Origin of the sequence: Mesorhizobium sp. M1143, from assembly GCF_040318435.1 — a bacterium.
Lineage (GTDB): Bacteria > Pseudomonadota > Alphaproteobacteria > Rhizobiales > Rhizobiaceae > Mesorhizobium.
The window spans coordinates 1-26,229 of the sequence record NZ_JAMYMJ010000032.1 but is presented as its reverse complement, the minus strand read 5'-3'; the positions used below and the strand labels follow the sequence as shown (position 1 = coordinate 26,229).

Annotated in this window: 27 protein-coding genes; 9 read left to right on the top strand and 18 right to left on the bottom strand. The window is 58.9% G+C overall.

Annotated elements, in window-relative coordinates:
* The first annotated feature begins 259 nt into the window (after positions 1-259).
* Positions 260-1,378, top strand: a complete 1,119-nt coding sequence (locus NKH35_RS20520; protein WP_352916104.1) for a DUF6161 domain-containing protein — start codon at positions 260-262, stop codon at positions 1,376-1,378.
* A 630-nt stretch (positions 1,379-2,008) separates the two neighbouring features.
* Here NKH35_RS20520 and NKH35_RS20515 read toward each other — a convergent pair.
* From NKH35_RS20515 to NKH35_RS20490, 6 genes are all read right to left on the bottom strand, one after another.
* Positions 2,009-2,410, bottom strand: a complete 402-nt coding sequence (locus NKH35_RS20515; protein ID WP_352916101.1) for a hypothetical protein — start codon at positions 2,408-2,410, stop codon at positions 2,009-2,011.
* Positions 2,407-2,592, bottom strand: coding sequence for a hypothetical protein (locus tag NKH35_RS20510; RefSeq protein ID WP_352916098.1), 186 nt, complete (start codon positions 2,590-2,592; stop codon positions 2,407-2,409). Before NKH35_RS20510 ends, NKH35_RS20515 begins: the two co-directional genes overlap by 4 nt.
* 404 nt (positions 2,593-2,996) lie before the next feature.
* The gene (locus NKH35_RS20505) at positions 2,997-3,197 is read right to left on the bottom strand and encodes a DUF768 domain-containing protein (RefSeq protein WP_023702893.1); all 201 of its coding nucleotides are present in this window, start codon (positions 3,195-3,197) and stop codon (positions 2,997-2,999) included.
* The gene (locus NKH35_RS20500) at positions 3,194-4,054 is read right to left on the bottom strand and encodes an ATP-dependent DNA ligase (RefSeq protein ID WP_352916095.1); all 861 of its coding nucleotides are present in this window, start codon (positions 4,052-4,054) and stop codon (positions 3,194-3,196) included. Before NKH35_RS20500 ends, NKH35_RS20505 begins: the two co-directional genes overlap by 4 nt.
* Before the next feature lie 1,295 nt (positions 4,055-5,349).
* Positions 5,350-6,039 (bottom strand): outer membrane protein, encoded by a 690-nt coding sequence (locus NKH35_RS20495; protein ID WP_352916092.1) that lies wholly within the window; start codon positions 6,037-6,039, stop codon positions 5,350-5,352.
* A gap of 113 nt (positions 6,040-6,152) precedes the next feature.
* Positions 6,153-6,431, bottom strand: a complete 279-nt coding sequence (locus tag NKH35_RS20490) for a hypothetical protein (protein WP_352916089.1) — start codon at positions 6,429-6,431, stop codon at positions 6,153-6,155.
* Between the two features lie 89 nt (positions 6,432-6,520).
* Here NKH35_RS20490 and NKH35_RS20485 point away from each other — a divergent pair, with 89 nt between their 5' ends.
* Positions 6,521-6,832 carry a hypothetical protein gene (locus NKH35_RS20485; protein WP_352916087.1) on the top strand — a complete coding sequence of 104 codons (312 nt, stop codon included), beginning with the start codon at positions 6,521-6,523 and terminating at the stop codon, positions 6,830-6,832.
* Between the two features lie 250 nt (positions 6,833-7,082).
* On the opposite strand, the gene NKH35_RS20480 is transcribed toward NKH35_RS20485, so the two are convergent.
* The 5 genes from NKH35_RS20480 to NKH35_RS32035 form a co-directional block, all read right to left on the bottom strand.
* Complete coding sequence (locus NKH35_RS20480; protein ID WP_502906989.1) at positions 7,083-7,412, bottom strand: ArsR/SmtB family transcription factor; 330 nt, start codon at positions 7,410-7,412, stop codon at positions 7,083-7,085.
* A gap of 100 nt (positions 7,413-7,512) precedes the next feature.
* Positions 7,513-8,580 (bottom strand): glycosyltransferase family 2 protein, encoded by a 1,068-nt coding sequence (locus tag NKH35_RS20475; protein ID WP_352916081.1) that lies wholly within the window; start codon positions 8,578-8,580, stop codon positions 7,513-7,515.
* The gene (locus tag NKH35_RS20470; protein ID WP_023681672.1) at positions 8,574-9,119 is read right to left on the bottom strand and encodes a cupin domain-containing protein; all 546 of its coding nucleotides are present in this window, start codon (positions 9,117-9,119) and stop codon (positions 8,574-8,576) included. Before NKH35_RS20470 ends, NKH35_RS20475 begins: the two co-directional genes overlap by 7 nt.
* 328 nt (positions 9,120-9,447) lie before the next feature.
* Positions 9,448-9,669 carry a hypothetical protein gene (locus NKH35_RS20465; protein WP_352916078.1) on the bottom strand — a complete coding sequence of 74 codons (222 nt, stop codon included), beginning with the start codon at positions 9,667-9,669 and terminating at the stop codon, positions 9,448-9,450.
* A gap of 252 nt (positions 9,670-9,921) precedes the next feature.
* Positions 9,922-10,617 (bottom strand): methyltransferase domain-containing protein, encoded by a 696-nt coding sequence (locus NKH35_RS32035; protein ID WP_502906988.1) that lies wholly within the window; start codon positions 10,615-10,617, stop codon positions 9,922-9,924.
* A 492-nt stretch (positions 10,618-11,109) separates the two neighbouring features.
* On the opposite strand from NKH35_RS32035, the gene NKH35_RS20450 reads away from it, so the two are divergent.
* Positions 11,110-12,192 carry an alpha-hydroxy acid oxidase gene (locus tag NKH35_RS20450; RefSeq protein ID WP_352916075.1) on the top strand — a complete coding sequence of 361 codons (1,083 nt, stop codon included), beginning with the start codon at positions 11,110-11,112 and terminating at the stop codon, positions 12,190-12,192.
* 173 nt (positions 12,193-12,365) lie between these two features.
* Positions 12,366-12,755, top strand: coding sequence for a cupin domain-containing protein (locus tag NKH35_RS20445; RefSeq protein WP_352916072.1), 390 nt, complete (start codon positions 12,366-12,368; stop codon positions 12,753-12,755).
* A gap of 486 nt (positions 12,756-13,241) precedes the next feature.
* Here NKH35_RS20445 and NKH35_RS20440 read toward each other — a convergent pair whose 3' ends face one another.
* Positions 13,242-13,856 (bottom strand): recombinase family protein, encoded by a 615-nt coding sequence (locus tag NKH35_RS20440; RefSeq protein WP_352916069.1) that lies wholly within the window; start codon positions 13,854-13,856, stop codon positions 13,242-13,244.
* Between the two features lie 383 nt (positions 13,857-14,239).
* Positions 14,240-14,947: a winged helix-turn-helix transcriptional regulator gene (locus NKH35_RS20435; RefSeq protein WP_023825148.1), complete on the bottom strand. Its 708-nt coding sequence runs from the start codon at positions 14,945-14,947 to the stop codon at positions 14,240-14,242.
* 153 nt (positions 14,948-15,100) lie between these two features.
* On the opposite strand from NKH35_RS20435, the gene NKH35_RS20430 reads away from it, so the two are divergent.
* Positions 15,101-15,379: a YjiS-like domain-containing protein gene (locus NKH35_RS20430; protein ID WP_023716186.1), complete on the top strand. Its 279-nt coding sequence runs from the start codon at positions 15,101-15,103 to the stop codon at positions 15,377-15,379.
* A 279-nt stretch (positions 15,380-15,658) separates the two neighbouring features.
* On the opposite strand, the gene NKH35_RS20425 is transcribed toward NKH35_RS20430, so the two are convergent.
* Positions 15,659-17,431, bottom strand: coding sequence for an adenylate/guanylate cyclase domain-containing protein (locus tag NKH35_RS20425; RefSeq protein WP_023716187.1), 1,773 nt, complete (start codon positions 17,429-17,431; stop codon positions 15,659-15,661).
* Positions 17,432-17,701: 270 nt separating this feature from the next.
* Positions 17,702-17,899, bottom strand: a complete 198-nt coding sequence (locus NKH35_RS20420) for an RraA family protein (RefSeq protein ID WP_196813640.1) — start codon at positions 17,897-17,899, stop codon at positions 17,702-17,704.
* A 1,014-nt stretch (positions 17,900-18,913) separates the two neighbouring features.
* On the opposite strand from NKH35_RS20420, the gene NKH35_RS20415 reads away from it, so the two are divergent.
* Together NKH35_RS20415 and NKH35_RS20410 are read left to right on the top strand one after the other, a co-directional pair.
* Complete coding sequence (locus NKH35_RS20415; protein WP_023829984.1) at positions 18,914-20,386, top strand: winged helix-turn-helix domain-containing protein; 1,473 nt, start codon at positions 18,914-18,916, stop codon at positions 20,384-20,386.
* Between the two features lie 195 nt (positions 20,387-20,581).
* Positions 20,582-20,704 carry a hypothetical protein gene (locus NKH35_RS20410; protein WP_023825152.1) on the top strand — a complete coding sequence of 41 codons (123 nt, stop codon included), beginning with the start codon at positions 20,582-20,584 and terminating at the stop codon, positions 20,702-20,704.
* Between the two features lie 297 nt (positions 20,705-21,001).
* Here the strand turns inward: NKH35_RS20410 and NKH35_RS20405 are convergent, their stop codons facing one another.
* A complete protein-coding gene (locus tag NKH35_RS20405) occupies positions 21,002-22,006 on the bottom strand; it encodes a GlxA family transcriptional regulator (RefSeq protein ID WP_245260153.1) in 1,005 nt (334 codons plus the stop codon).
* Between the two features lie 113 nt (positions 22,007-22,119).
* Here NKH35_RS20405 and NKH35_RS20400 point away from each other — a divergent pair, with 113 nt between their 5' ends.
* Complete coding sequence (locus tag NKH35_RS20400; RefSeq protein WP_023716192.1) at positions 22,120-23,526, top strand: FAD-binding oxidoreductase; 1,407 nt, start codon at positions 22,120-22,122, stop codon at positions 23,524-23,526.
* Positions 23,527-23,789: 263 nt separating this feature from the next.
* Here the strand turns inward: NKH35_RS20400 and NKH35_RS20395 are convergent, their stop codons facing one another.
* Together NKH35_RS20395 and NKH35_RS20390 are read right to left on the bottom strand one after the other, a co-directional pair.
* Positions 23,790-24,176: a hypothetical protein gene (locus NKH35_RS20395; RefSeq protein WP_023825155.1), complete on the bottom strand. Its 387-nt coding sequence runs from the start codon at positions 24,174-24,176 to the stop codon at positions 23,790-23,792.
* Between the two features lie 34 nt (positions 24,177-24,210).
* The gene (locus NKH35_RS20390; RefSeq protein ID WP_023699226.1) at positions 24,211-24,540 is read right to left on the bottom strand and encodes a MoaF-related domain-containing protein; all 330 of its coding nucleotides are present in this window, start codon (positions 24,538-24,540) and stop codon (positions 24,211-24,213) included.
* A gap of 181 nt (positions 24,541-24,721) precedes the next feature.
* Here NKH35_RS20390 and NKH35_RS20385 point away from each other — a divergent pair, with 181 nt between their 5' ends.
* Entirely contained in the window at positions 24,722-25,762 is a 1,041-nt protein-coding gene (locus tag NKH35_RS20385) for a LacI family DNA-binding transcriptional regulator (RefSeq protein ID WP_023731945.1), read from the top strand.
* Positions 25,763-26,229 lie beyond the last annotated feature (467 nt).

Genomic DNA, 26,229 nt, shown 5'->3' with positions numbered 1-26,229 from the left:
GGTGAAGCCGCCCCGCCAAGGGTTGCGCCGCCGTATTCCTGGTCCGGGTTATCACGCCCACGGACACACTTTGCTTATTCGCTGATTTCGTCAAGCACTCCCTTCGTCGGGGACACGGCTTGCATGCATGCCCTCGTGTGTGGAAGTGTGAATACTTGGGGGAAATAAAATGCCAGTAAAGTCGAGGAACGGGGGGTATCCCGTCAGATTCAGTGTTCCAGTCCAACGCTGGAGTGGAATATTTCGCACGCAAGAAGAATTGCGATCGTTCCTGGTTTCAGGGCGAGATCACTGGAAAGAACTCAACCAACCAACAAATTATTTTCCGTTGCCAGGCGGCCACCAAGGTCTGGGTTTTCTAGATCCGCTCACCACCGAGATTTTTGACAAAGCTCTCGCAACTGGTCCTCACCCAGAGGATGCGCTCAAAGTCCTTGAGGAGAGAGGAGCCATACTCACCGAAGGCATGTATGGACGATTCCTTTCCAAATTGAAGACCGACAAGCCCCAGCTTTATCCTGGTGCCGTAGCAGCTATCGCTGCCAGCCTCGGCCCACGAAGCGCGTGGCCGGACCAAGGCGGTCGGCAGCCATTCCCTTGGGCTGTTTGGCTGTCAGGGCTTGGTGCCCTGTTGGAACTGGTACCTTCGAAGTCAACAAAGGTGGAAACAGATCAGCTAGCGAGCCTTATTTCGGATGCCTTGGCCCACAAAGACGATGCGGAGGAAATGAAGCAAGACTTTGAAAATTGGCGAGACCAAACCAAGAGCGATGTGGGAACGGAACTCGTCCAACTTCGCCAAAGCACAACTGACGCGCTCCAAAGTGTCCGCGCGCAACTTGCCCAAGCCTTGACCGACTCGAATGCACGCATCGCGGAGCTGGAAGAGAAGGTAAGAAAACGGCTCGTACTTGAAGCGCCGACGACCTACTGGACTAAAAAGGCAAATACCCATGTGATTATAGCGTCCGTGTTCGGCCTGATTTTTTTCTTGTCTTTGGGTTACGGTATTTATTGGCTTACGCATGACGGCGTTGAACTGGTCGGCAATGCCCACGACCGGATCGTCGGAAAGGTCCAAGATCCAGGCCTCCTTGCCCTCGTCCCACTTGCATTCATAACGTTGCCAACCTTGGCCTTCGCTTGGCTATTGCGACACGTCAGCCGGGTCATCGTACAGAACCTAGCATTGGGCGCAGATGCGAGACTGCGAGGAACAATAGCCACGACCTACAGCGCACTTACTGCGGAGCAAGGTGCAACGCCGACCGAGCTGGCTATTGTCTTCAACGCGCTTTTCCGTCCGGTGGACGGTAGCACGCACTCTGAGATCGCGCCGCCTAACTTGGTCGACATTCTGGAAATGGCTAGGAAGTGAAGGGTCCAGATTAGAAATTCCCCAACTCTCGGCCTTTTTGCCGGCGACGTCTTACTTCGCAGTGTTGAATACCTCAGTGCCTTTGAGGCCCTGACTGCACCTACGCCATCGCCCTCCTGATGCTCGCTGGCGCGGTCTGACGCTACCGGCAGCGGGACATGTCTTAAGCGGGGGAGCGGCTAGCTGGTCGAGCGTCCAGCCTATTTTGGTAAATGCGCAAGAGTACGTCGCGAGCAGTCTCGGCGCGTTCTCGCGTGCAGCCCATAAGTATTTTTCCGCCCAAGGTTGCGGGCTCGTCGGCAACGTGATCCCATACCATCCAAGCGCCGGCCGGATCGAGAATGCAACTAAATCTATCTGGGCTTTCTTCCATCGACCCATCCCCAATGGGTGGGAGCGTTTCATTATTTTAGCAATCACGCAAGTAATGACCGGCGCGACACCACTACTTCGTTTGGTCAAAGTTAATTGCAGTGCAGAGGAAAGCCTAGCGTACCAGTTGAATGGAATTTTATTAAAGTGCCCTTCAAATCAGTATTTGCGGAGTGAGAGGCTAATGCCTCTTCGGCGCACTGTGCCATGGTAGGCTGCTGTAGCTTTGGAAGTTCCGTACCGCCAAAGGCTTTGAACCTAGCGCCAATCTGCCCCGGCGATGCGCCGCGTGAATGCCCGCTCGACTCCAGCAACAGCCTCATCCTTCGTTTCGACTGTTCCGCGCGCGCCGCCGTCATGGCAGGTCCAAAACCAAGTGCCTGCGGCTGGGCCGTGCATTGTCTTCATGATGCGGCCGACCTTTTCCTGCTGGAAAGCTGCGGCGAAATCGAAGGGCGCCGTCTGCCCTCCTATGACGGTCCTCGACCAGGCCAGCCACACGCGAGCATCCCGGCCGAGCACGAACTTGAACGCCTCATCCTGCTTTTCGAAGGTCTGGAGAATTGCGCTGCCGTCCACGACCTGAAAGCCGCGTTGATAGGCGAAGCGGACTGTAAGGCGATCGGCTGGCATCAAGTTTCCTGTGCGATGATCGGTCATCCGCGAAATCGCTCGGTGTGCCATACAATCTTGCCGTCAACCTTCGTCGGCTTGTGGATCATCAGGCGTTTCGGCAAGTGCTCGGGATGCACCTCCAGGAGCGTGATCTTGATCTGCGGTTTGCAGCGGCTGCAGTCGAACTTTAGGCGCAAGGGGTCGACACCGCCGCCATAGACCATCATTAGATCAGCCGACCGGCAGTAGCGGACATTGCCGCAGCTGCATTCCGCTTTCACAAGCATGTTGTGCCGGGTCGCCTTTCCCAGCGTGTCAATAGGATCGTGCGCCATGAGAACAGAAAAGGAACAAATTCCTTGAACGTCAAGCCGGATTGTGGAATCATTTCAGCATGAGCGATGAACCATCTCGGCTTGCCGAACGTATGACGTCACCCCCGAGCGATCGACGACGCGTCGACAATCATTCGTGCGAACACACTGGATGTGACAAGGATGCTGGGTTCGGTTTTGCTAGGCCGCGCCAGCCCTCGCACTGGTTCTGTTTGGCGCATCGCGGCGATGGCGAACGCTTCCTATAGCCAAGGATGGCCCAAAGCCCCATCAGATGATCGGTCGGCCGCCGGCAGTTAGCGCAACCCCTGCATGATTAATTTATAGATCGTGCCGATTTCCTCATCGATCTCCTGGCCGGGAATGCCTTGGGTTTCGGCCGCCCGTTTTGCTTCCGCAGTCATATCGATCACCAGCAGCACCGGGTCGATAATCGGATCGTCCGACAAATGATCCGAGATCCAATGGTAGAGAAAATCCCTACCCCGCTTGCTCATTCTTCTCGAAAGTCCTGCAGCGATGCATGCCGCAGGTCATCCTCGCCGCGCAGATGCTTCACGCGCCCGATCAGCCCCGGCTTGACCCATTGCGTGGCCGGCCGCTTGATGATGCCCTTGGGCGCCGTGCCTGAGTGCTCCTGGACGCGTTTCCATAGCCTCTCGCGCCTTTCCCGGTTCAAGGTGACGAATGCGCTTCCGACATAACGCCCGGTGCCGCGCTCAGCCATCAGAGCGAAAGCCGGCTTGCCCGCTTCACGCTCGACGCCGAGCAGATCGAACTCGTCGATCGCATAGCACTTGGCCTTCAGCCAGTTGGTCGACGGACCGCTTCGGTATTTGCTGTCCTTCCGCTTCGACACCATGCCTTCAAGTCCGGCCTTGTCGAGCAAGTGAAAAATGGCGTTCGCTTCCCCGGGCAGCGGCTCGCTGAATTGAATGCGCCCGCCCGGCTTGATCATGCTGGCCAGGATCTCGCGCCGCTCCTCTAGCGCCTTATCGCGCAGATCGTGGCCGTTAAGATGAAGCAGATCAAAGGCAACAAAATACAAGTCGTGTTGCCGGCGGGTGATGGCTTTGCGCAGCGCTGCGAAGTCCGAAAGGCCCTTGTCGTTCAGAACGACTATCTCGCCGTCGACAATGGCGCTTTCGGCACCAAGGCGCTTAGCCTCTCTCACCAGGTCACGATATTTCGCCGTCCAGTCGTGGCCGTTGCGCGTATAAATGCGTGTGCCGTCTTCATCGATGATCATCTGGGAACGGTAGCCGTCGAACTTGACCTCGTGGGTCCAGCCTTCACCCGCGGGAGGCTTCTCCACAAGGGTCGGCATCAACGGCTCGATGAAGTTCAAACGCATGCACTGACCCACCGTCCGGCGATTCAAGCCGCGAGCCCGAAATCGGTTCCGGAACATTTTAGACGAATTGCATGTTTCTAGGTTATGAAGATCGAAGCCGACGAATGCCGGGCAGCGCTGACGCTCACGGGGGAGCTTCCAATCCTAGACGAGAAGACTGATCGCCAGCGAAAGCGAGGGCATCTGCTTCATTTTCGAATGCTCGGGAATACGTTTCACCGTTCCTGCCTATGATGAGAACAACCCACTCGCCCAACGAATGGCGGATCTCTAGGAAGAGGGAAGACGAAGACGGCGGCCGGTACGTGACGCTGTCCAATGCCCTCGGGAGGCTTGTCCCGCCAAAATCGGCTCCATCATCGGAGGAATGAACTTCACGCATGCACTGACTCCCGAGACCGCGAGTCAATTAGCGCGTGCTTAATTAGTTCCGGAGCGTTTTAACGAATCGTTGACCGCGCTGTCCCAGAATAGGACGGCGCGGTCAAACCCCAACCTTGGCTGCGTAGGCGGCTTCGGCATTGAGTTCCACCCCGAACTGTCGGAGCCGCCACCCACCCCACACTTATACCAGCAATGGTTGAATCAACCGTTACTGCACGTGCTTTCCAGGGCGCTCGCCTGATCGTTAGACTTTGACGGAGGGGATTCACAGATTCGGCGTTTCGATCCAAGACTCGACCGATGGAAACGATCTTCGATGACATCGCCAACGCCCTCAAGGAGCCCCGCCAGGACGTTTGGCGCCCTGTCGCGCCTTCGCCCTCGAGCTTGCCAGCAAGCTGTTCCTTGGCCCTCACTATCGGCCTTGGTGTTGGGCTTGGAATGGCGCTGGCTCGTTAGCTGCCCTTCGCCTTGCCATAGGCGTTCGGGCTGGTGTCCGACGAGTAGATCAGCCCGACTTTCAGCTTGGGAATGAGGTCATCGGTCATGGCCGGCGCCTCTTGGCTGAAACGGTCGCGGAGCTTCACCAGTTCAAGCTCCCTGCTTATGATGGCACGCTGGGGTGTGGCAGTACGCCGTGACCGTCATCTTTTTGTCGATCAGCGATTGGAACGTCCAGCCTCCATCCGGCCGATATAGAGCCGAGGCAGTCAATCCGCCAAGCTGGACGCACCAAGGGGCCCGGAATGTGGCGGTAACAAAACTTATGTTGCCACGGGGCCCGGGGAGGATAGACCGCCAGCGATCACAGCCGACAGTTTACCGCGCTTCGCCAACGTCGGCTTCAAATAGATTTTCTTCACCAAGGTTTTCTCCTTCAAAATAAACCGACGACAGAAAGGCGTAGAGCCTCAGAAATGATAGTTGATGCCTACGCGGACCGTGTCGAAATCGATATTGTCAGTCGATGGGACAGAAGAAGGCGTGTTGAACTCGGGAGTGCCCAGGTCGACGTGCATATACTCAGCCTTGAACGACAGCTGCTGGTTCAGCGCCCATTCAAGTCCTGCGCCGGCCGCCCAGCCCCACCTGGTCTCGTCATAGCCGCATGTTGGCGTAAAGCCGCAGGCTCCCAGGTCAGCTGTGCCCTTGACCTTACCGACAGCAAAGCCGCCCGTGAGATATGGGAGGAAATTCTCGAACGCATAGCCAACGCGCACGCGGCCAGTCCCGTACCAGTCGACATCGGCTGTACAGCCTTCATTGCCGCATGGCGGCACAAACGGAACCTCAAGGGCGCTGCCGTGAATATTGGCGTATGACACGTCGCCCTCAACGCCGAACACGATCTGGCCCCGCTGCCAATTGTACCCTGCGGTCAGGCCGCCAATGAAGCCATCCGAATCAACATCGACACCGGGGGGGCCGAAATCGTAGTGATCGCTGTTCCAACCATATCCGGCTACGGCGCCAATATAGGCTCCTGACCAGTTGATGGCGCTGCTTTCAGATGGAACGATGGCCATCGGGTCTGCGGCAAATGCCGCTCCGGCCAGCATCGTCAAAATACCTGCAATTGCAACTGAAAGGCTGCGCATCATCGTCCCCACATTAAACCGGAGCTAATATGTACCAGAGTTCGCCAAATTTACTGTCTCATTCCTGCAACACTTGAGCCTTGGTTCGTTGCGGTTCCCGAAACCGAAATCGGCCGCTATCGGCTCGCCTCCACGTGGGGCGCAAAGAAGCAGCGGATAGTCATATTCGGGGGCGACGTGCAGATGTGATACTGGCTGTCTTCGCTCTCTAGAACGCGCTTCTTAGAGATGAAATATCGGCTCTTGGACCCAGTGCGGATATTGAAATCGCCGCCCGGCAAAGGCTCGACAGAGCGCGAGCTGATGACCCTACAATCCTTCTTGTCGCAGCATTCACCGGTGACCGGATCATGGTAGCCGGTATACCAGTTATGAGCGACGGCGAGCGCGATCAAGAAGAGCTTCATCTATCTGACACTTTGCGCCTCCGGTTGCATATTAGCAATCTCTTGACTAACAGGCCGCCAGCTCCAGAATCCCTCTTATGGCTCGGGGAATAGGCATTGGCGACGAGGTGGCGATAACGGCCACGGTGCGCAGGCGGGTCGACGAGGACCACGTCAGCGTCAGCATACCCAGCTACAACTTCCCGCATTCGATCGTCGATCGCACGACGAAGGTGAAGCGCGGGCAGCAGATCGAACTCGTCGGCAACGTCACCTATGTCGACGAGGAAGGCGGCAAGGTGACAATTGTCCTAGGACCGCCGGTCACGGTCGACATCGACAAGGTCAGGCTGGTGCAGGCCTATGTGCCGCCGAAGCGCAAGAAGCCGCTGCGCGACATGGTCGACTAGCGCCAGTGAACTGGGCGAACTATTTGCGCGCAAAAGCATAGGCGGCGGGCTTTTTGTCTGTCCGGGGAACAGGCCTCGGGCGGCGTGAGTTGGGTGGTTGCAGCGTGTCCCGCTGCCAACCGATGTCGACGGTTGAGGCCCGCGCTCCGCTTTACAGGCTGACGCGGGCCGCCCGTGTCCCGTGAGGTCCATCGAACCTTAGCGATCCACTTGGTTCGGGTCGCCCCGTTTAGGTCGTAGATTTGCCTTCTCAGGCCATTCGCACCCTGCGAAGTCTTTGGGCAACGTAGTGCGGACCTGGCGCCGCGAGCGGTCGTCCGGTCGTCAGGAAGCCGTCCAGCGTAGCTAGCAAATCGCGCGCTGCGCCGGATGAGCAGTAGTAGTAGATTACTTGACCGTCGCGTCGGGTGTCGACAAGGCCGAAGGCGCGGAGCTTGGCAAAATGCTGCGACAAAGCCGACTGGCTGAGTTGAACTTTCTCGGCGAGGACACCGGCCGAAAGTTCGGCGCCAGCCAGGTGGTTCATGATCAAAAGCCGCTTCAAAGGGCAACGCCTATTGATCCTCGTCCTCGCGGAAATCCTGCAGAGAAGCGTGCCGCAAATCTTCCTCGCCACGCAAGTGCTTCAACTCGTCCGATCGGGCCCGGCTTTGCCGCTTGATGCCCTTCGGCGCCGGCTCCTATCGGCCGATTTGCCTTCGCAATTGCCTTAGAGGGGCAGTCCAACGCCAACTCTTCGAGCGCTTGAGCGCCTCCATCTCCATCTTCAAAACGTTCCTTTCAATCGCGAGAGCCTGTAGTTCTACCGCAAGCGCCTCGGCTCGGCCGTTATCTGGTGCAGCGGTGGGAGGAGGTGATGTGGGCGGCGAGTCGGGTGTAGCCAGGTTTTCGAGACGGTCGAGCGCAAGTCGGTTGACGGCGTCGGCTGCGGCTTCCCGAATGAGCGCGGTCCAGCCATCGGGATCGACAGACATGATGTCCCAGAAGACCTTTTGTTCCAGGTGTCCTGTCGGAATGGCCACCCGTAGCGGCGCCGGAAACCAGATCGACGTCTCACACGCTTTGATGAAGCCCGTCAGCCTCGCGAATCCGGAGTCTCTGAGGTTTTTCCACTTAGCGGAGAAATGCAGGCACGTAGGAAGGCGAAGGTAGCGCACGGCGGCGAAGCCCTTTGTGAGCACGATCCGACGCCAGATCTCCCAGTCTCCCGCCCCGTTCACATCTTCTGGCCACACCGTCCGCTCTGCAAGAGCGCTGGCGCGATATACGACGCCTGAGGCCGCTATCGTGTTCCCTCTCGCCATGAATTGGCGCCGCTCTTCGGGAAAAAACAGGTTGGTAAGATCAGGACCGCAAATGCCGTCGGTCGAGACCCAGAGGACCTGGCCGTAGACAAGTGCCACCGACGGATCGACGAACTGGCCGCGCATGAGTGCAAGATGATCCGGCATCATCAGGTCATCGTCGGCCGCGAAGGCTATCAATTCCCCGCGTGACGATCGAAGCGCCAGATTTCGATTGGCATAGCCAAAGTGAGGCGCCTTGGGGAAATCAAACCAACGAATGCGCGGGTCGGAAAAGCTTTTCACGACCGCTTCGGTCTCCGGTGCTGCACCGTCGCCAACGACCAGAAGCTCGAACGATTGCTCCGTCTGCGCCAGCACCGACTGGATCGCATAGGCAAGAGAGTCGGGACGATTATGGGTCGGCATCAGAACGCTGAAGAGCGGCGGAGCGTCGTCTACCATCCCTTGAGGCCGCCAAAGTCGACCGGGATCAAATCGGTATCCAGCGGCAGCCGGTATTTGTCGGGATTGGCGTGGTCATATTGCATTGTAGGAAAATTGATTGCTCTAACGTCCCTCGCGCCGATGTTGTGGTCCGCGTGCCAGACGAATCTGGGGATGTTCATCAGGCGTGGCCGGGCTGAAGACAGAACAATCCGAAATACCTGTCCGCAGGTGCTCGACTCGGGCCTTGGGTCATACAGGACGACCTCCATCTCGCCATCGACAACGAAGTATCGATCCTCGTGAAGCTTATGCAGCGCCCAACCCTTCACCGTTCTCGGTCGTATGGTAAACATGTAGCAAAAAACAAGCGGATCGGGATGCCAATTCCAGCGAGGGTCGTAGACCTCGGTGACACTTCCCCTGTCGTCGAGGTGAGCGGTCATGTCGTGAAACGTCACGCCGTCGGGGACCTTGCCGATCGGCTCGCCGGATCGAACCGTCTCCTGATCCTTCTGGGCCCCTGCCAATGTCTTATCGAGAATGCTCTGCGTCATAGGACTCATCCAATCTAACTAGCTTTGGCAGCGCTCCTCATGCCCTTCTTTTAACTGTCTTTCAACGGCAGCGTGGAAGGCCACGTGACGATATGCGTGAGAATGAAGCCAAGGCGGCGCCTGGCGATACCGGCAGCGCGATATGGTTGGCCTGGGCGCCTGTACGGGCCGGAACTGATCCATGAAGCGGAAGCGCCGCCCGCCGCCATCGTCGCAACCATTGACCAGATGCAATTGCGAGTGATGATGAAACCCCCGTCCCCTAATCAAACAGACGCCGACACTCGGCGCCCTGATGGGGCACGAAGGCGGGCGAATGGCTAACTTGTCATGCCACCTCCGTAGGCGAACCCTCCGAGAACCTACCGTGAGGTAGCCTCTGCTTCAGATCGTCGGCATTCAGGATGGCTGCCAGCTCTTCGGCATACTCCATGTCGGGAAGGTCGATAGATGGGTGGCCCGCTACAATAGCCGGCAGCCCGGTGAACACGTCGAACACCGTCCACGTCCCATCTAGTTCCCGCCTTACCTCGTACCGCAGAGTTGCCATGAGGGGATCATATAGGTCCGCGTTAGGGGTAGGGAATATTTGGTCCACGGTGGCGCCGGGCCGCCTGAAAGCACCGAGATGGTCGGCGCTCAGTAGCGAGCCCGCCCACCCGACATTTCGAATAACACGCCGGTATTGAAGTTGATGGCGTCCGAGCACAGCCAGGCCACCATGTCTCGCGCCGGCGCTGCCTCGAGTCGGATAGCCTCGAGCGGGCTGCACGAGGGAAGCGCGGGCGCATGACCGTGGTGCCTACATTCGCCGTGACCAGGCGCCCACCTCATATCGGCCGACCACCACGCTCCCGCTTGCATAAGCCTCGGCGCGAATTCGATCTTGCAGCGTTTCGGGACCGAGTTCTGAAGCTGCGATAACGCCCATCTGCTCCATGACCGGAGCCATGGTCGCTGCTAGATCGGAGATCAGATCAATGCCGCTCATACTGTCTGATCCACCTCCGGCGAGAGCACTTACCGCCATGCTAGGGGCCGGCAGCCCGGCTTTTACGAAGGTCGCATGGAGCTGCAGGCCCATGTTGGGGTTGGTCCCTACACGACGAAATGTCTCCACAATGCACCGAAAGCAGTTGTCGTACGTTGGGACGGAGGGAAACGAGGCAGCGCCAGTCCAGTCGACTTCGTGGAATACCATCACGCCCCCGTGACCAAGATGCCGCGCAACCCCCCTCAACATCTCGACCGGATCGGGCGCGAACATAAGGACGTATCGGCCAACAACTGCGTCGAACGCTATATCGAAAGTGAAGGAGGCAGGATCACACTGGTGGAAGATTACATTCTCCAAACCACGTTGCGCGGCTCTCGCCCGAGCAGCGTCAAGAGCCTTCGCCGACCTGTCAGAGCCGATAACAAGACCTGTGGGTCCGACAATATCAGCCGCGAGAAAGGCGACATCGCCGGCGCCGCTCCCCACGTCAAGGACATGCATTCCTGCTCGAAGCCCAGCTCGCCGCAGGTAATCCCGGGTCATCGGGTCAACCAATGCCGCCTGCGTCGCCAGCCTTCTCAGTTCTCTTTCCGAATGTCCCAACTCGTATTCGTGCTGACGTTCGCTTGTCATACTGGCGCCCCCCGGATGAAAAAGCACAACAAATCAGGGCTTGAATGCAGGCCTTGGCGCAATCTGAAGCCGAGCGGCTCATGCCTACTTTAGAGATGTCTAACATAAATATCTGAAAGGGTGCCGTCTAGGCGCATCCTCAAACGAGAGAAGTCCTTCAGAGAGGGCGTGACGGCTTGGCCACCAGCACGGCAGACGACAAAGCGCGTTTTTGTCCGGCAGGGGCCTTCTGGCTTTTGGTCAGGCACGGATGGCCTCAACTCGTAGTCAGTCCGATTCGAGCACGACTCTGGAAAGAAGCTCAAGATGCCGTGGAGCACGGGCGGCCTGTTGAACAGCGTAACAACTCAGCATAACGTCTTGAACACCGCAGCCGGGTGGCAAATGCCTTCTGATCTCGCAAATGAATTTCTTTGCCTGGCAGACTTCGAACCTGCTGCACGTGATCGTTTGCCCCATGCCGTCTATGAGTTTATCGCCGGCGCGGCTGGTGACGAAATTACGATGCGGGACAATGTAGGTGCGTTTGACCTGCTGCGGATCAGGCCGCGGGTTTTGCGGGACGTCTCGAAGATCGACACAAGCATTACGCTCTTCGGTGAAAGGCTCTCTCATCCGATCTTTCTGGCGCCAACGGCATTCCAACGCATGTCACACCCCGGGGGCGAGGTGGCTGCCGCTCGCGGGGCGGGCGAAGCCGGTGCGATATTCACTCTGGGGACCAGCGGAACAGCAACCATCGAGGAATGCGTGGCCACAAGCCCTGTGCCGATCTGGTTCCTGTTGTATTGGCAGAGCGATCGAGGTTTCAACCGCGACCTTGTCGCCCAAGTCGCTGCGGGCGGAGCGAAGGCGATCTGCGTAACGGTGGATATGCCAACACTCGGCGATCGGCGAAGGCAAATGCGAGCCGGTTTCAAAATTCCCGATGCGCTCGCCACCCCTTATTTCAATGACCGCAATACAGGCCTCTTCAAGATCGGTGGTTCGCCAAAGCGTGCAATATTGACATGGCCGGATGTTGAGTGGCTTCGTTCTCTCACCGCTCTGCCTATCGTTTTGAAAGGCATCCTTGATCCTGAGGACGCTGAACTGGCGATAGGCTCAGGCGCCGACGCCATTGTGGTTTCCAATCATGGCGCACGGAACCTCGACACGCTGCCGGCAACGATCGATGCACTGCCGGCAATTGCCGAGCGGGTGGCCGGCAGGATTCCAATTATTATCGATGGCGGCATCAGACGGGGAACGGATGTTTTGAAGTCTATCGCTCTTGGAGCAACCGCGGTGATGATCGGCCGCCCATATGTTTATGCGCTTGCCTTGGGCGGATCCGATTGGGTCAGGCACTGTGTTGACCTGTTACGCCGGGAATTTGAAACGGCAATGGCGTTAACCGGGAGGACCTCAATTGGCGAGATTGATCGAAGTCTCATCTGGTGACAAGCAGGGGGATGGATGTCGCTGAGGGCTCCGGGTCCGGGGATGCCGACACGGACCATCTGCTTGTGCTCTGGCCAAGGTTGGGACGTTGCTTCGATGTGCATTTCAGAGTGGCGGGCCGGTCCTTACAGGAGAAGAACATTTGCTTGAAGTGAGAGGGGTCCACAATCATCATGAAGATAATCTCACATGCGGAACAGCGGCGGGAGGAATGGCGAGTTGGAGTAGAAACCCGGATGCTTATATCCGCTGAGAACGGCGCGCTTCAGCTGTGCATTTTCGAGCAATGGGTAGCGCCGGCTATGGGCGCCCCGACGCACAGTCACCGTGTTGAAGAAGTGCTCTCTGTGGTCGCCGGCAAAGCAGAGATTTGGATCGACAACGAGTCGGTTAGCGTAATCGAAGGGCAATCACTTGTTGTTCCGGCTAATCGAAAACACGGGTTTCGAAACGTCGGCTCTGAAACCCTTCACATATATGCCGTGCTCGCATCATCAATTTTCGAGGCGGTCTTTGATGATAGCGAGCCTGTCCGTCGCTGGCTTCCATCAGCGGCAGACTGATCCCGAATTTCGACGATTATCGAGGCGCGCAGTACGCGATCCGTGCCGTGGGCAACGAATGGGTCAAAGGAGTTCTGCACTCTTTGATCGACAAAATGATAGCCTGCCCCAAAGACGGTCATCGCACGCTCGCTGAGCGTATCTTGCTCGCCTAAATCGCATCCTGGATCGGACCTTAGAGCCCGGATAGCGCGTAAGTCTGTACGCGACATTGCTATGTCCGGAAAACGACCGTTTTCCGCACATCGGTAAACCCTGATGCCTTGGCTGCAAACTGAATCCCCTGGGTGTCCGAAAATCATGTTCGGAAATCTACTGTCCCGGTAACTCTACATAGTATCGCGAGTGGCAACCGACTCGCCTCGGAAAATTAACCAGATTCAGATCCACCCCTGGCGGACGTCTCAGTGTGAAAATCGTATTTTACACTGAAGGACACATTTGAAATGTACGCCCGATCATCGGTTCGGTCCCTTGGTGAACAAATTAAATCCGATGCGTGCGAACAGTCCGCGACACACTTGCAGACCGTGAGCTACTGAGGCCAGCAGCCGTAAGCGCTCGGTAGACTGACCCCCGTCCTATGCCGAGGGACGCGGCGATCTCTGACACGGACTTCTGTTGCTCGAATAAGGCGACTGCTTCACCGGCCTTTGCTCGAGCCGTAGGCTTCCGCCCTTTGTATTTCTTGTCTGCCTTCGCCTTCGCGATGCCTTCCTTCTGTCGCTCTTTCATCAGGCCCCGCTCGAACTCTGCGAAAGCAGCGAACATGTTCAGCATCAGCCGACCGTACGCTCCGGTCGTGTCCAGCGTCTCCCTTCCGAACTGTAAGACCTTCAGACCTACACCACGTCCATGCAGGCCATCGACAATATCACCAAGGGTTCGCGTATTACGCGCCAAGCGATCGATCTTGGTGACCACCAGCGTATCGCCCTTGCGCAGGAACTTGAGCGTACGATCGAGCTCCTGCCGATCGCCCAGGGCTGACACCTGCTCCGAAAAGACTTCCTCGCAACCGGCGGCTTTGAGGTCGCGTATCTGGGCCTCCAGTCCCGCGACCTGCTCTTCTGTCGAAGTTCGTGCGTAGCCGACTTGCATCCCACTCTCCAATGTCCAATAGCCTCTGAACTTTTGAGTCAGATGTGCCCAAAAGTCAATGGGAACCTTATTGGACGCAACTATGTCTCGCTTCAGAACGTCCGGTAGACCCTGCCCATGTGGACAGCATGGAGCGAAGGATCGCGCAGGGCGTACCGCCGACGCCGGCGTACTGATAAAACGAGCGGCGGGTTTCAAGGCTATCGTAGGATTGCAGTGAACGAGAAGTTGTGCAGCGATGACTTCCTTTGGGCCGAATGCGGACCGGCGGCTTTCAGTGAGCAGCAATCAACAACGGACGATTGCACCATAGCTTTTGAGGCCAGCCAAATGGCTTTGTCGTCCTGGGCGGGTTGCATAAGGCTGCACTCCAAACATGGCTTTCAAGGAAGCTGGACGATTCCCTCAAGCGCCGCGTAGACCGAGATTCGAAGCCAACGGTCCATGCTTCGCGCGAGGCCGGGGTCGCCGATGAGGAAAAGGCCGCCCCTCTCTTTCTCACGCTCGATGCTGGAGCGGCCCTCCAGGATGGCTCCCAGCGAAACAACGCCGGTCTCGACGTAAAGATCGACGTCCCGGCCGGGGTCGAGCGCGCATAGCTCGGGCAAGTCTGAGCCTGGCTCGACCACAAACCAGTAATGGGGACACCTCGGTGGGGGATCGTCGCGGAAATGGAAGCGGATGACGGCGCGCCGCCGCGGCAGTTCAGCGAGGTCAATCTTTCGCCGCACGGCCCACATGAGGGTCGAAACATCCACGTCGGCGAGCGCGATCTCCGCCTCGATGTTGCATTGCGCCCATTCCGCCAGCGCGTTCATCGCCGGCTCGAGCCTTATCGACTTTTCGGTACGGAAATAGCTGATGGTGCCCGTCGCCTCGTCCTCGACGCGCTCGACCAGGCCCAACGCTTCCATTTCCTTGAGCCGCCTCGACAAGAGGGCGGACGAGACGTTGCCCACCCCCTTGCGAATGTCATTAAAGCGGGTCGAGCCGTTCCAGAGCTCGGTCAGGATTTGAATTGTCCAGCGTGGCTCCAGGAACTCGCAGGCGTGCGAGATCGGGCAGACCAGTCCGTAAGGCCGTCGCGTCATGGCTGACCGCTCCTTTGCCGCAGGTTAGGCCTTTCGGAGGTCTGAGGCCAGTTCACAATCTGAAGCGGAACGCTTCCGAAGCTGCCCTGGCGCCTTCTCGCCTTCTGCCGTCACGTGATCGCCATTCGCATTCCCGATCAACGGAGGTTCACCATGACTTGGCGTAACATGACGCAAACGACAATAGGCCAGACCGCACGGCGCTTGCCGGGCACTTTTCTTGACCCTCCGCTCGAACGCCTGCTGGCCCTTGTCCGTGAGTGGAGGACCCGCCGCAACATAGAGCGCGGGCTCGGTCACCTGTCCAACTTCCTTCTGCGGGACGTTGGCTTGACCGAAGCGGACGTCGAAGCGGCCTGCGCCGACAGCTTCGATAGGTCCGCCTCTCGCGCGCTCCAGAGTGCAGCGCAGAACCGCACGGGAAATTGGTGAGAAGGGAGAGCCCCGGGAGCGGAAGCCGTTTTGACGGCGGCAATTGATCAGCCGAACTCAGGGATCCCCAGTAGCGCCTTGGTTTCAGAGATCTAGCGCGCCGAAGCGATTCGAATGCATACTTCCAAGTGGTCGGCCGGCTCTTCGGATTCATCGTGAGGAACGTCTGCTGTTGGAAGAAACCCACCGAAGCTTTAACAACCGAGTTGAGGCGCTGAGCGCACGCTCGTGCGGTATAGTAGGTCCGATAGCGAGCTACGAGCACGGCACGATCCGCAACTATCGAAGCCCGGCAATTCGCAGCCCCTCTACATAGAGAGCCCGGTGCTTGTCGTGAACGATCGGATGAAACTTGTCTACCCATTGAAGGGATAGGGACGGTTGAAGGCGCTTGGCCTGCGAAAGCGCATGAACCGCGATGTCCATTTCACCGGCCATCCCAGCGGCCGCCGCGTACGTCCGCCATGCAGACCCAAAATGGGGCCGGAGTTCAACCGCGCGACATTCGCATTCGACCGCGTCTGCATATCGTCCAGCCATGAAATGACATAAGCCAAGGATGGAGAAATTCGCAGCATATGTGTGATCGCGAGGACTTAGCCTACCCGCGATTTCAAGATGGTCGAGCCCCTCGGCGGGCATGCCCCCATATCCGTAAGTTGAGCCCAGGATCGAATGCGCAAAGGCGAAGCTCGGGTTTAGCTCGATCGCTTCATTTAGTTCTCTCACAGCAGAGTCGAAGCCGCGCGAAATCATGTGGACAAACCCTGCCGCTAAATGCGTCCACGGGTCCTCGGGGTCGCCTTGGATTGCCCGCTGCGCGAGGGCGCGAGAGGTGGGCAGAATGTCTGCTGCGTTGGCCCATCCTGACAAAACGCGGGCCGCGTGAGCCCACGCCAACAGGCTGTTGGCGCGGGGATAGTCAGGATCGAGGTCCGTAGCCTGCTTCAGAAATCCCTGTGCAATCTCGATTTCCGTAGCCGAACTCCAGGTCCAGACATATGGCATCGCCTTCATGACGAATCCCCAAGCGTCAAGATTGGTGGGGGACCTGCTCTGAAAGCGTTGCTGTTCCGCCGTGTAGAGCCGCGGCTCGATCGTAGCGATGACACTTTCGGCAATCTGATCCTGAAGCGCGAAGAATTCCGACAATTCCACATCGTATCGTTCAGCCCACACTTGTACCCCGGTCGATGTGTCACTGACTTGCGCGCTTATCCGGAGTCGATGACCTGAGCGCCTTACACTTCCGTCCAGCACATACCGCACACCAAGCTCTCGACCGACTTGTTTTAAGTCGACCGCTTTTCCCTTGTAGGTGAACAAAGAGTTCCGGGCGGACACGAAGAGCCAACGAAGACGCGACAGCCGAGTAATAATGTCTTCGGCAAGGCCGTCGGCGAAGTATTCCTGTTCGGGGTCGCCGCCCATGTTCTGGAATGGCAAGACAGCAATCGAAGGGTTGTCGGGCAGCGCCAGCTGTTCGGAGGACCCGGCAGTCGCAGCCAGATCGGTTTTTGGGACCGTGTCGCGCATACATAGGCGATAGGTGCGCACCGGGCGTGCGATATTTTTGAGCTCTTTCTCGCCCAGATCGACAAATTCTTCCTTCAGTTTGTCGCGCACCTGTTCGTAAGCGGCGGCCGATAAACAGATGCCGTTCGGCTCAGCGATGCTTTCTAGACGGGAGGCAATATTGACACCATCTCCCATCAGATCGCCGTCGCTCTCCTCGACAACATCGCAGAGATGAATGCCGACGCGAAATTCAATGCGTCGCCCGGGCGGTAAGCCAGCGTTGCGCTCAATCATGCCGTTCTGCATTTCGATTGCACAGCGTACGGCGTCAACAACGCTCCGGAACTCTACGAGGGTGCCGTCACCCATAAGCTTCACAACGCGCCCATTGTGGACAGCGATGGTCGGATTGATGAGATCGCTCCGGAGCGCCCGTAGCCGCGCCAGCGTTTGATCTTCGTCCGACCCCGCCAACCGGCTGTATCCGACCACGTCGGCGACCAGGATCGCCGCAAGTTTCCGCGTCTGGCTCACTTTGCCCACTCCTGTCGACTAAGTGGCATAGCACAGATTACAAAATCCCGTTTTCGAAGGCGACGTTCGATAGGTGAATTCCGAGATAGCCTCAAACAAAGCAGCGCGGGATCTGATTGGAAGTGAATTACGGCAACCACGATCTGTTGGCGAGGCGGACCTTAGGTGCCGTTGAAAATTTTCAGTCAACGAAGCGCGTCCTGTCAGACTTGATGATGACCTCGGCGAAATCGGGCGAGACCTTGCCGCACCAGGCCATCAAGAGTTTTCTCACCGCCCTGATACGGTGAGCCGCGCCAGCACCGTTTCAGCCTCGAGGCGAGGCACCACGGCGATACCATCGCGGTCGCCGACCAGTATGTCTCCCCGCGAGATGGTCATTCCTCCCAGTACCACCGGGAACCCGGCCGTGCCTGGACCATTGCGCGCCGGCGAGTTCGCGACGATCCCGGCACAGTAAACCGGCACCCGCCCGCCTCGATCCCGACAACATCGCGCACGAGGCCGGCGCACCCCTTGTTTCGCACCATGCCAAGGACGAGATCCTCAGTGACCGCCGCACCAGCAAAGCTGTCGGTGGCCGCAACGATGATATCGGCCAGTATCGCAGTACCTGGCGAGAGTGCCTTAATCCCTGGTGCAACGCCCCTCGCCCGCCCATGGCGTCTAGGACTAGGCTCACGGGCAAGCCGGAAAAGGCACTGATGATCTCTGCCGCAGGCCGTTCGAAACGGCTTTTGATGGTGAGCAGCGGTGGGTCTTCAATCATGTGGCGGCCTCACACCCTGAACGAACGAAAGACGAGCTGCAGCGGGATATTTGCGGTTCCTCAAAGGCGCTGCCGCAACTTCCATGCCCTTGAGAGATATCGAAGGCGAGGATCTTCGCTCTGGGGGCGAGGTGAAGTTCAAGCACCTGGCAGCTGAATTCCTCGCCATCGTAAAGAGCTGCGCGTCGTCGATCGCATCGAGGCAGCGACCCAAGGCGCCTCGCCGAGAGTGGAAGACGAGGAATAGTTCGCCCGATTCGCGTGATCGCATTTCGCGATAGCCGCCGGCGAGCCAGTCATTGGCTTCTCGGCGCCGGCCGATCTGTACTCCAGCGACCAGGTTTCAGAAAAGTTTCAGAATTTCGCCGGTACGCACCGCTCCACATGCGCCATGATCCCTACAATCTAGGGAGTGGCCATCATGGAAAACGACGTCGAAAGGCTCCGCATACGGCAAGAGCTTTACGAGTTGTACTTCAGTGGGGTCAACAGCTTGGCCTGCGCGCCAATGCCCGGCACCTTCTTCGAACTTCTAGAGTTGGGCGCCCTGGCTCGCCATGAACCCGTGCCTGAGGGAGCAGAACCTGCGGCTGCGGCAAAGGTCTTGACCGTAAGCGCGGATGGCCCCTGTATGTCGACGAGCCCGGCTCGGTTTGGCAGAGCGCTTCTGAATGTCGCATACAGAATCAGGGAGCATAGCAATCGGCGAGTGCGTGTTTGACACTTCGCGCGGCTTGCTGTTGCGCCAGGGTCATCCCGTCAAACTTCGTCCCAAGACATTTGCACTCCTGAGCCATCTCGTTGGAAAAACAGGGCACGTCGTCAGCAAGTCGGAGCTGATGGAGTCCGTCTGGCCTGGGCTGTTTGTAACCGAAGACTCGCTCACCCAAGGCGTGCGCGAGTTGCGCAAGGCGCTGCGCGATGACTCACAAAGTATAATTCGCACCGTCTCAGGCCGCGGCTACCTCCTTTCACCGCTTGGCGCGCCGGCGAGGCCGCCGTCCGACCTGCCTTCTGTAGCGGTGCTGCGCTTCACTAATGAAGGCGATGCGACCGACACGCCTCTGGTCGATGGTTTTGCCGAGGACATTGTCAACGCTCTGGCGCGATTTCGCACTGCTGTTGTCCTGGCGCGCAACTCAAGCTTTTCCTTTGCGTCGGAGGACCCCGGCAACTGGACCGAGGTCGGCAGGAGACTCGGGGCAACCTTCCTGGTTCGGGGACGCATGGGCCTTCGCGACGGCACCGTACGGGTGGCGATCAACCTCATCGAAGCGGCAAACGGCGCGGTCTTGTGGGGCGAGAAGTTCACAGCATCGGGCTCAGCTGTTTTTGACATGCAGGAAGAGATCGCGCTGCGTGTGACGAACCGTCTTGTCGCACGGCTCGACGATGCGGGCTTGACGCGCGCCCGTCCAAAGCCTCCAGCAAGCCTGGCGGCCTATGAGCTTCTTCTCAAGGGGCTGGTGCATTTGCGTGGCTACGGCGCCGACGATAATCAGGCAGCACGGAACTACTTTGCTGCGGCCGTCACCAAGGATACGCATTATGCGCTCGCGCGCTCATACCTTGCATTTGCCGACCTGATTATCGGCGATTATGGAATGGCTCCTCCGGAGGTGCTGGCCGACATAGTAGAGCAAGCCCGCTTCGCGGTAGGACTCGCACCAGAGGAGCCTCGCTGCCATCGGATTCTTGCCCAAGCACTGCTGTGCACGCGCACATACGATGCCGCCGAGCGGCACTTTCGAAGATCCTATGACCTCAATCCCTTCGATGCGGACACGATCGCGCAGATCGGCTATCTGCTTGCCATCAGGGGCAAGCCTTTCGAAGCCCTGACCTGGATCGACAAGGCGGTTCAGATCAATCCGATACATCCAGACTGGTATCATTCCGACCGTGCATTCGCCCAATACGCGGCGGGAGACTACAAGGGAGCCGTTGTCAGTTGGTCGATGTTGCCCATGACTTCGGCCGTAAGGCTCACATGGCTGGCGGCGGCACAGGCGAAGTTGGGCAACCAGGACGCGGTATCGCGGCTCGTTTCGGAACTCAAGCGTATCGCGCCATCCTACACTCCACTGGAGTCGATCCGGGCCAGCATGCTTTACGAGCATGAATCTGACGCTGACCATCTTCTCGACGGAGTCGCGAAAGCGCTGATGATGTGGAGCGCCGCCTGAACTGTTTGGTTACCGGCCGGACTGGCGGAGCTTTGGGCAACGTTGAAACATTACGACACCGATGTGTCGGATGGTTTGCATTCAAAGGTTTTTGCGACGCTATCTGAGAGCTCTCGTCGGTGATCGCGGGAGGAACTATGGAATCGCCCGAGCATGCTTTCGAAATCATCCGCTACAAGAAATTGGACCGTCCGCGTGCCGGCCTATAGCAACACGCTGACCTTCGCTTTCGAGGCAGAAAGCTACGCACGCTCCTATGCGGATGGCCAGGCTTTCCGCCTTAGCGTCGAGGTGGCTGAGCGCAAGAAGTGTGCGTGAAGGGGGCCTACAATCCTGGTCGTTTCGCCCCAGACGGCTGAACCCGACGATGTCCGCCACCAGGATTGCCGCAATCTTACGGCGCTTCGGTCATTTCTGCTGCCAAAACCGCCACAAGCTTTCGTTCTGGGCGCGCCACGATCCCCTCCGGCCCTACACCTGGGTTTGCTCTAACGTGGCACCCCTGCCTACGCGCAACCAGCTACCAGAGTCCGCTTCAATCGGCGGCAGAGCTCGGCCCAATGGCCGAATTGCGGCGCATAGCGGAATATGGCATCGCGCCTCGACGGTTGAGATTCAACCGCGGCTCAGAACTCGCCGGAGAGCACTGAAACGAATGCGATATTGCGCCGGCGTCAGCCCGACCTTGCGGCGGAAGAGACGCCCGAAAAAACTCGCATCCTCGTAGCCGACTTCATTGGCCACCCCCTCGACCGCCAGGTCGCCGGTCTCCAGCAGTTCCTTGGCCGCTTCGAGCCGGAGCGCGTGGATGTAGTCGATTGTCTTCATGTCCGTGGCCCTTGCGAAGCGGCGCACGAAGGAGCGCTCGGACAGGCCTGACAGCTTGGTCATGGCGGTGACGGGCGAAGGGGTCCGGTAGTTGCGTTCGGCCCATTTCTGGCAGCGGTTGATCACCGCGTCGTCGGTCTGGCGAAAGCGCATCAGCGCTGCGAAGGGCTGCTGGCCCATGTCGTGCCACTGCAGCATGTAGACCTTGGCGACCTCCATCGCCTCCCTGAGGCTGACGAAGCGCGCGATCAGATAGAGGGCGAGATCCTGCCAGCTTGAGCCGCCCCCGGCCATGACGATGCGCTGGGCCTCGCCGCTCAGCACGAGCGACTGGCCCGGCTTCACCTTCACGCCGGGATAGTTGTTCGTGAGAGTCTCGACATAGCCCCAGTGAATGGTGGCCTCGCGATTGTCGAGCAGCCCGGCCTCACCGAGCAGCACCGCGCCCGAACATGCGCTGGCCAGCATGGCGCCGTCGTCATGCGCTCGCTTCAGCCACGCGGCTTCGGCGTCATACTGCCCGGCAACGCTTTCGCCCGGATTGACGAAGAAATCTGGAATACAGACGATGTCGGGTGGCGGGCAATCGGCAAGGCTGTGATCTGGGCGCACCCAGATGCCGTTTGCCGCGCGAAACGGGCTGCCGTCCCCGGCAACCACATAGGGCCGCATGCGTGGCGTGCCCGCGGCTCCGCTGGTGATGAACAGGAAATCCCTGCCGGGCGAGGAAAACAAGTCGAACATGCCGTAGATCGTGGAGGCGGTAGCCTCCGGAGCGGCAAGGATCGCCACATTCAATGGTCTTGCCTGTTCAACCATGGCAGAAATGACCGCCTTCCAGCATTTTCGACTTTAGCGGCCGTGCCCGCGCCGCGCTAGCGTGCATGAAACGAGGAGACCGCCACATGGCCGCCACCGCTACCCTTGCACAATCGAGCATCGATAGCTTCCGTTCCATCTTGTGCGGCGAGGTGCTGGAGCCGTCGAACCTGTCCTATGACGCGACGCGGGTCGTTTGGAACGGCATGATCGACCGCCGTCCCGCCCTCATCGCGCGCTGCCGGAGTGCTGCCGATGTCGTGGCGTCGGTGAATTTCGGGCGCGAGCATCGGTTAGCGATCGCGATCCGCTCGGGTGGCCACAATGTTGCAGGCTACGCCGTCTGCGAAGGCGGCCTGATGATCGACATGTCGCTGATGAAGGGCGTGCGGGTCGCGTCCGGCCTCGACCGTGCCCTCGTCGAGGGCGGCGCGACCTGGGCCGATGTCGATGCGGCCACCACCCCGCTTGGCCGCGCCACGCCGGGCGGTCTCATCTCGGCGACGGGCGTTGCCGGCCTGACGCTCTCCGGTGGCATCGGCTGGCTGCGCGGCAGCCACGGCCTCAGCGTCGATAATCTGCTCGCCGCCGATCTGGTGACCGCCGATGGCCGGCTCATCCATGCCGACGCGACGCAGAACCCGGATCTCTTCTGGGCGCTACGCGGCGGCGGCGGCAATTTCGGCGTGGTGACGAGCTTCGAGTTCAAGCTGCACCCGATCGAACCGGAACTGATGTTATGCGGTCCGGCCTATCCCGAGGAGCGCGCCAACGAGATCATTCCGCTCTGGCGCGACTTCATGCAGACCGCACCCGACCGCCTGAGCGGCCTGGCCGAGTTCTCCACCCTGCCCGACGACCCCTCGATTGCCGAGCATGCAAGGGGCCGGCGCGTCCTGGCGCTCGCGCATGTCTATGACGGACCGGCCGACGAGGGCGAACGGGTCGTGGCGCCGTTGCGCAGTTTTGGGGAACCGCTCGTCGATTTCAGCGGCCGCATGCCATATCGCACCATCCAGTCGCTCTATGACGGGCTGTTCCCGAAAGGCCGCGACCGCTGCTACTGGAAATCCACTTACCTCTCGCGCCTCGACGACGAGGTCGTCGGGGAGACCACTGCTTGGATGGCGAAGCGCCCCTCCGAAATGACCTTCGCCTCGATCTGGAAGTTCGGCGGTTTCGTCCAGCGCGTTGCAGCCGATGAGACTGCCTTCGGCGACCGCTCCATGCCCTTCATGCTCAGCCTCGACGCCATCTGGCCAGGCGCTAACGAGGACGACGCGAACATCGGCTGGGTTCGCAGCTTCTGGCAGGACATGCAGCGCTACTCGACCGGCCGCCTCTATCTGAACTTCCCCGGCCATGGCGAAGGATCGGATCTCGTCCGCGACGCCTTCGGCGCTGAGGCTTACGCGCGGCTCGCCAAGATCAAGCACAGATACGATCCGGACAATCTGTTCCGCCTCAACCAGAACATCCTGCCAATGCGCTGACGCACAATCAAAATCGGGTGTACGGTGCGACCCTCGTCTCGCCGTGGGAGCTTTGATCGCGCTGAGTCGCGAGCGACGACCAGCGTGGTCGCCGCGATGCCCGCTTTCAATCAGTGGCAAATCTGTCCGCAACGGCTGAGATGAAGCGCAAAGCTGTCGGGCAACCTTGGGGACCGCAAGCCAACTGGCAGCTTTAAGGCTTCAATCCGTCAGAAGTGGACGTTCAGCGTGCGCGAGTTCCGGTGGCCAGGATCACGTCTGCTTTATGACTTCATCTCGACACGGATACCATGCAGGGTCTTGCTCGAAGCGTTGAGCACGCGACCCGCTGGTTGGGCGGCCATATGCACCACGAGACAGCCTTGACCGTCCCATGCCTGAACCGCCTGGATGACATCTCGATTGGGCGGCATCATGGTTCCATCCGGCGCGAAGTCGTGGATAGGGCCTTCCACCTCATCGAACACGAATACTGAAGGCCAGCGGTGGTGATGTGTCGGCTCTTCCTCGTCGGGCTTGAGGATTACCTCAAGCACACGTAGCCGGTCATTCTCAAACAACACCTTATGGTTTCCGGGAGCCGCGATAACGGCGTCAAGCTTTGGATCCCACTGCGTAGGATCGGTATGGTCGATCACCTTGGTAGTCATGGCGTAATTCTCCTCTCAGATAGACAGGCGGCCCTCACGCCGTCGTCACTGGTTGAATTGTGCCTTGGGCGCAGAACTGCTGCCCGTCCGCCAGTCGCGCATAGTTATGAACGATCTGGTTCTCGTGATCTTGAACCTGCACGACGAAGTTGCCGCCTTGCTCGGTCCAACTCATGATGAAAAGTCCGGGTCGAACGCCGGTCAGATTGCTCTGAACCACCTCGTCGATCTCGGTAGCGCCGATCGTCGCCTGCACCCGCAATTCGGTCGGCGACAGGACCGTCAACCTCGGTACGAACTGTCCGAATGAGCAATCAAAAGTCTTTCCGACGAGCGAGGTCGGAGCACCATTGGTCGTAGCCATCCTAATCCTCCTTGATGATTTTCGAAATCAGCTCGGCCGATGCTCGGGACAGATGCCGAACTGCTACTTTCAATTTTTGGAGCGCTCCAAGTGCAAGTTCCAACATTTTGGACCTAGCGTCAAGAAAAAACTTGGAGCGCTCCAAGAAATTGTCTAATTGAGGGAAATGAACGCTTCTAAAATGCCTACGCTCGCCGATGTCGGCCGGCTCGCTGGAGTCTCCCGCGGCACCGTCTCCAACGTATTCAACCATCCGGATCTGGTGCGATCCGATCTGCGCCAGCGCGTCGAGGCCGCGGCGCGTCAGCTTGGTTATGATGGCCCCGACCCGAGGGGACGCGTGCTGCGCGACGGCAAGTTCAACGCCATAGGCCTGATCCCCCCGGGCGCATACGCCATTGCCGATATGATCAGGAGCCCATATCTGCGCGAGCTGGTGCTTGGCGTTTCGCTTGCTTGTGACGAGGCTGGAGCGACATTGAGTTTGGTCAATGGTACGGACGAGACACGCACTTCCACCATTCGAGAGGCCTTGGTGGACGGCTTCATTCTGGGCCACAGCGCGGACATCGAGTTGATCGCGTCTTTACGGCGCCGGCGGCTGCCCTTCGTCATCCTCGAGAGCGATGCCGGTCCGGACGTCAATTCTATCCGGATAGACGGCAGGAGCGGGGCGCTGGCGGCCATCAGGCATCTGGCTGCTCTTGGACATCGGCGTTTTGCAATCCTTTCCATTCGGCGCACATCGGGGTCACCCATCGTCCATTTGCCTGGCAATTCCCCGCGCGCTATCTCTGCCGGTTTTCAACTCGATCAGGAGAGACTTTTCGGCTTCGCCCAGGGTTTGGCTGAGCTCGGTCTGTCAATCGACAATGTCCCGATCATCGAGACGACCCCAGGTGAGCCTTCGGCCGGAGCGGTCGTATTCGACCGGGCTCCGCAAGCAACGGCGATCTTGACTATGTCGGACTGGCAGGCAATCACCGTCCTGGACGAAGCGCGTCGGCGCAATATCAAGATACCCGAACACATGTCTGTCGTCGGCTTCGATGGCACTGCGGAGTCTTCGCGCACCACGCCCCCGCTCACGACAGTGGCTCAAGACATTGTCGGGAAGGGGAGACTTGCCGCCACGACGGTGTTTGCAAACGGCGCCCCGAGCCAGGTGATCATACCGGTCGAACTCTTGGTCCGCGGCTCGACCGCCCGACCACGCGGTTAGGCCGGTCACCTCATACTCGTCGTGACGCACAGTGCGCACTGCGAACTCCAGCGTGGTCGCCGTCAACGTCTGCTTTCAGAAGGTATCAAAGGTGGCTGCAACGGCCGAGATCAGGCGCATTGCTGACCGGCAGCCTTGGGGCCGGGACCAGTAAGTCCGCTTGTGGCCAGTTAAGAACGACAGAGGCCGATCTCGACCCACATCAGCCATGCGGCAACATCCGGTTTCGCACAAGGCTAAGCCATGAGGGCAATGTCTTCAAAACGACGTGGTTGCATTATCGCTGTCCAGTAGGCCAAGCATGCTCGCATTCGAAACGCCAGTCGAATACGCTCAGCGAAGCTTTGACCTAGGGAGGCAGGACAACCGCACATGGAGCGAAGGCTTACCGCGATCCTTGCTGCCGACGTGGTCGGCTACAGCACGCTCATGGGCGAGGATGAGGTCGGCACGCTCGAACGACTGAA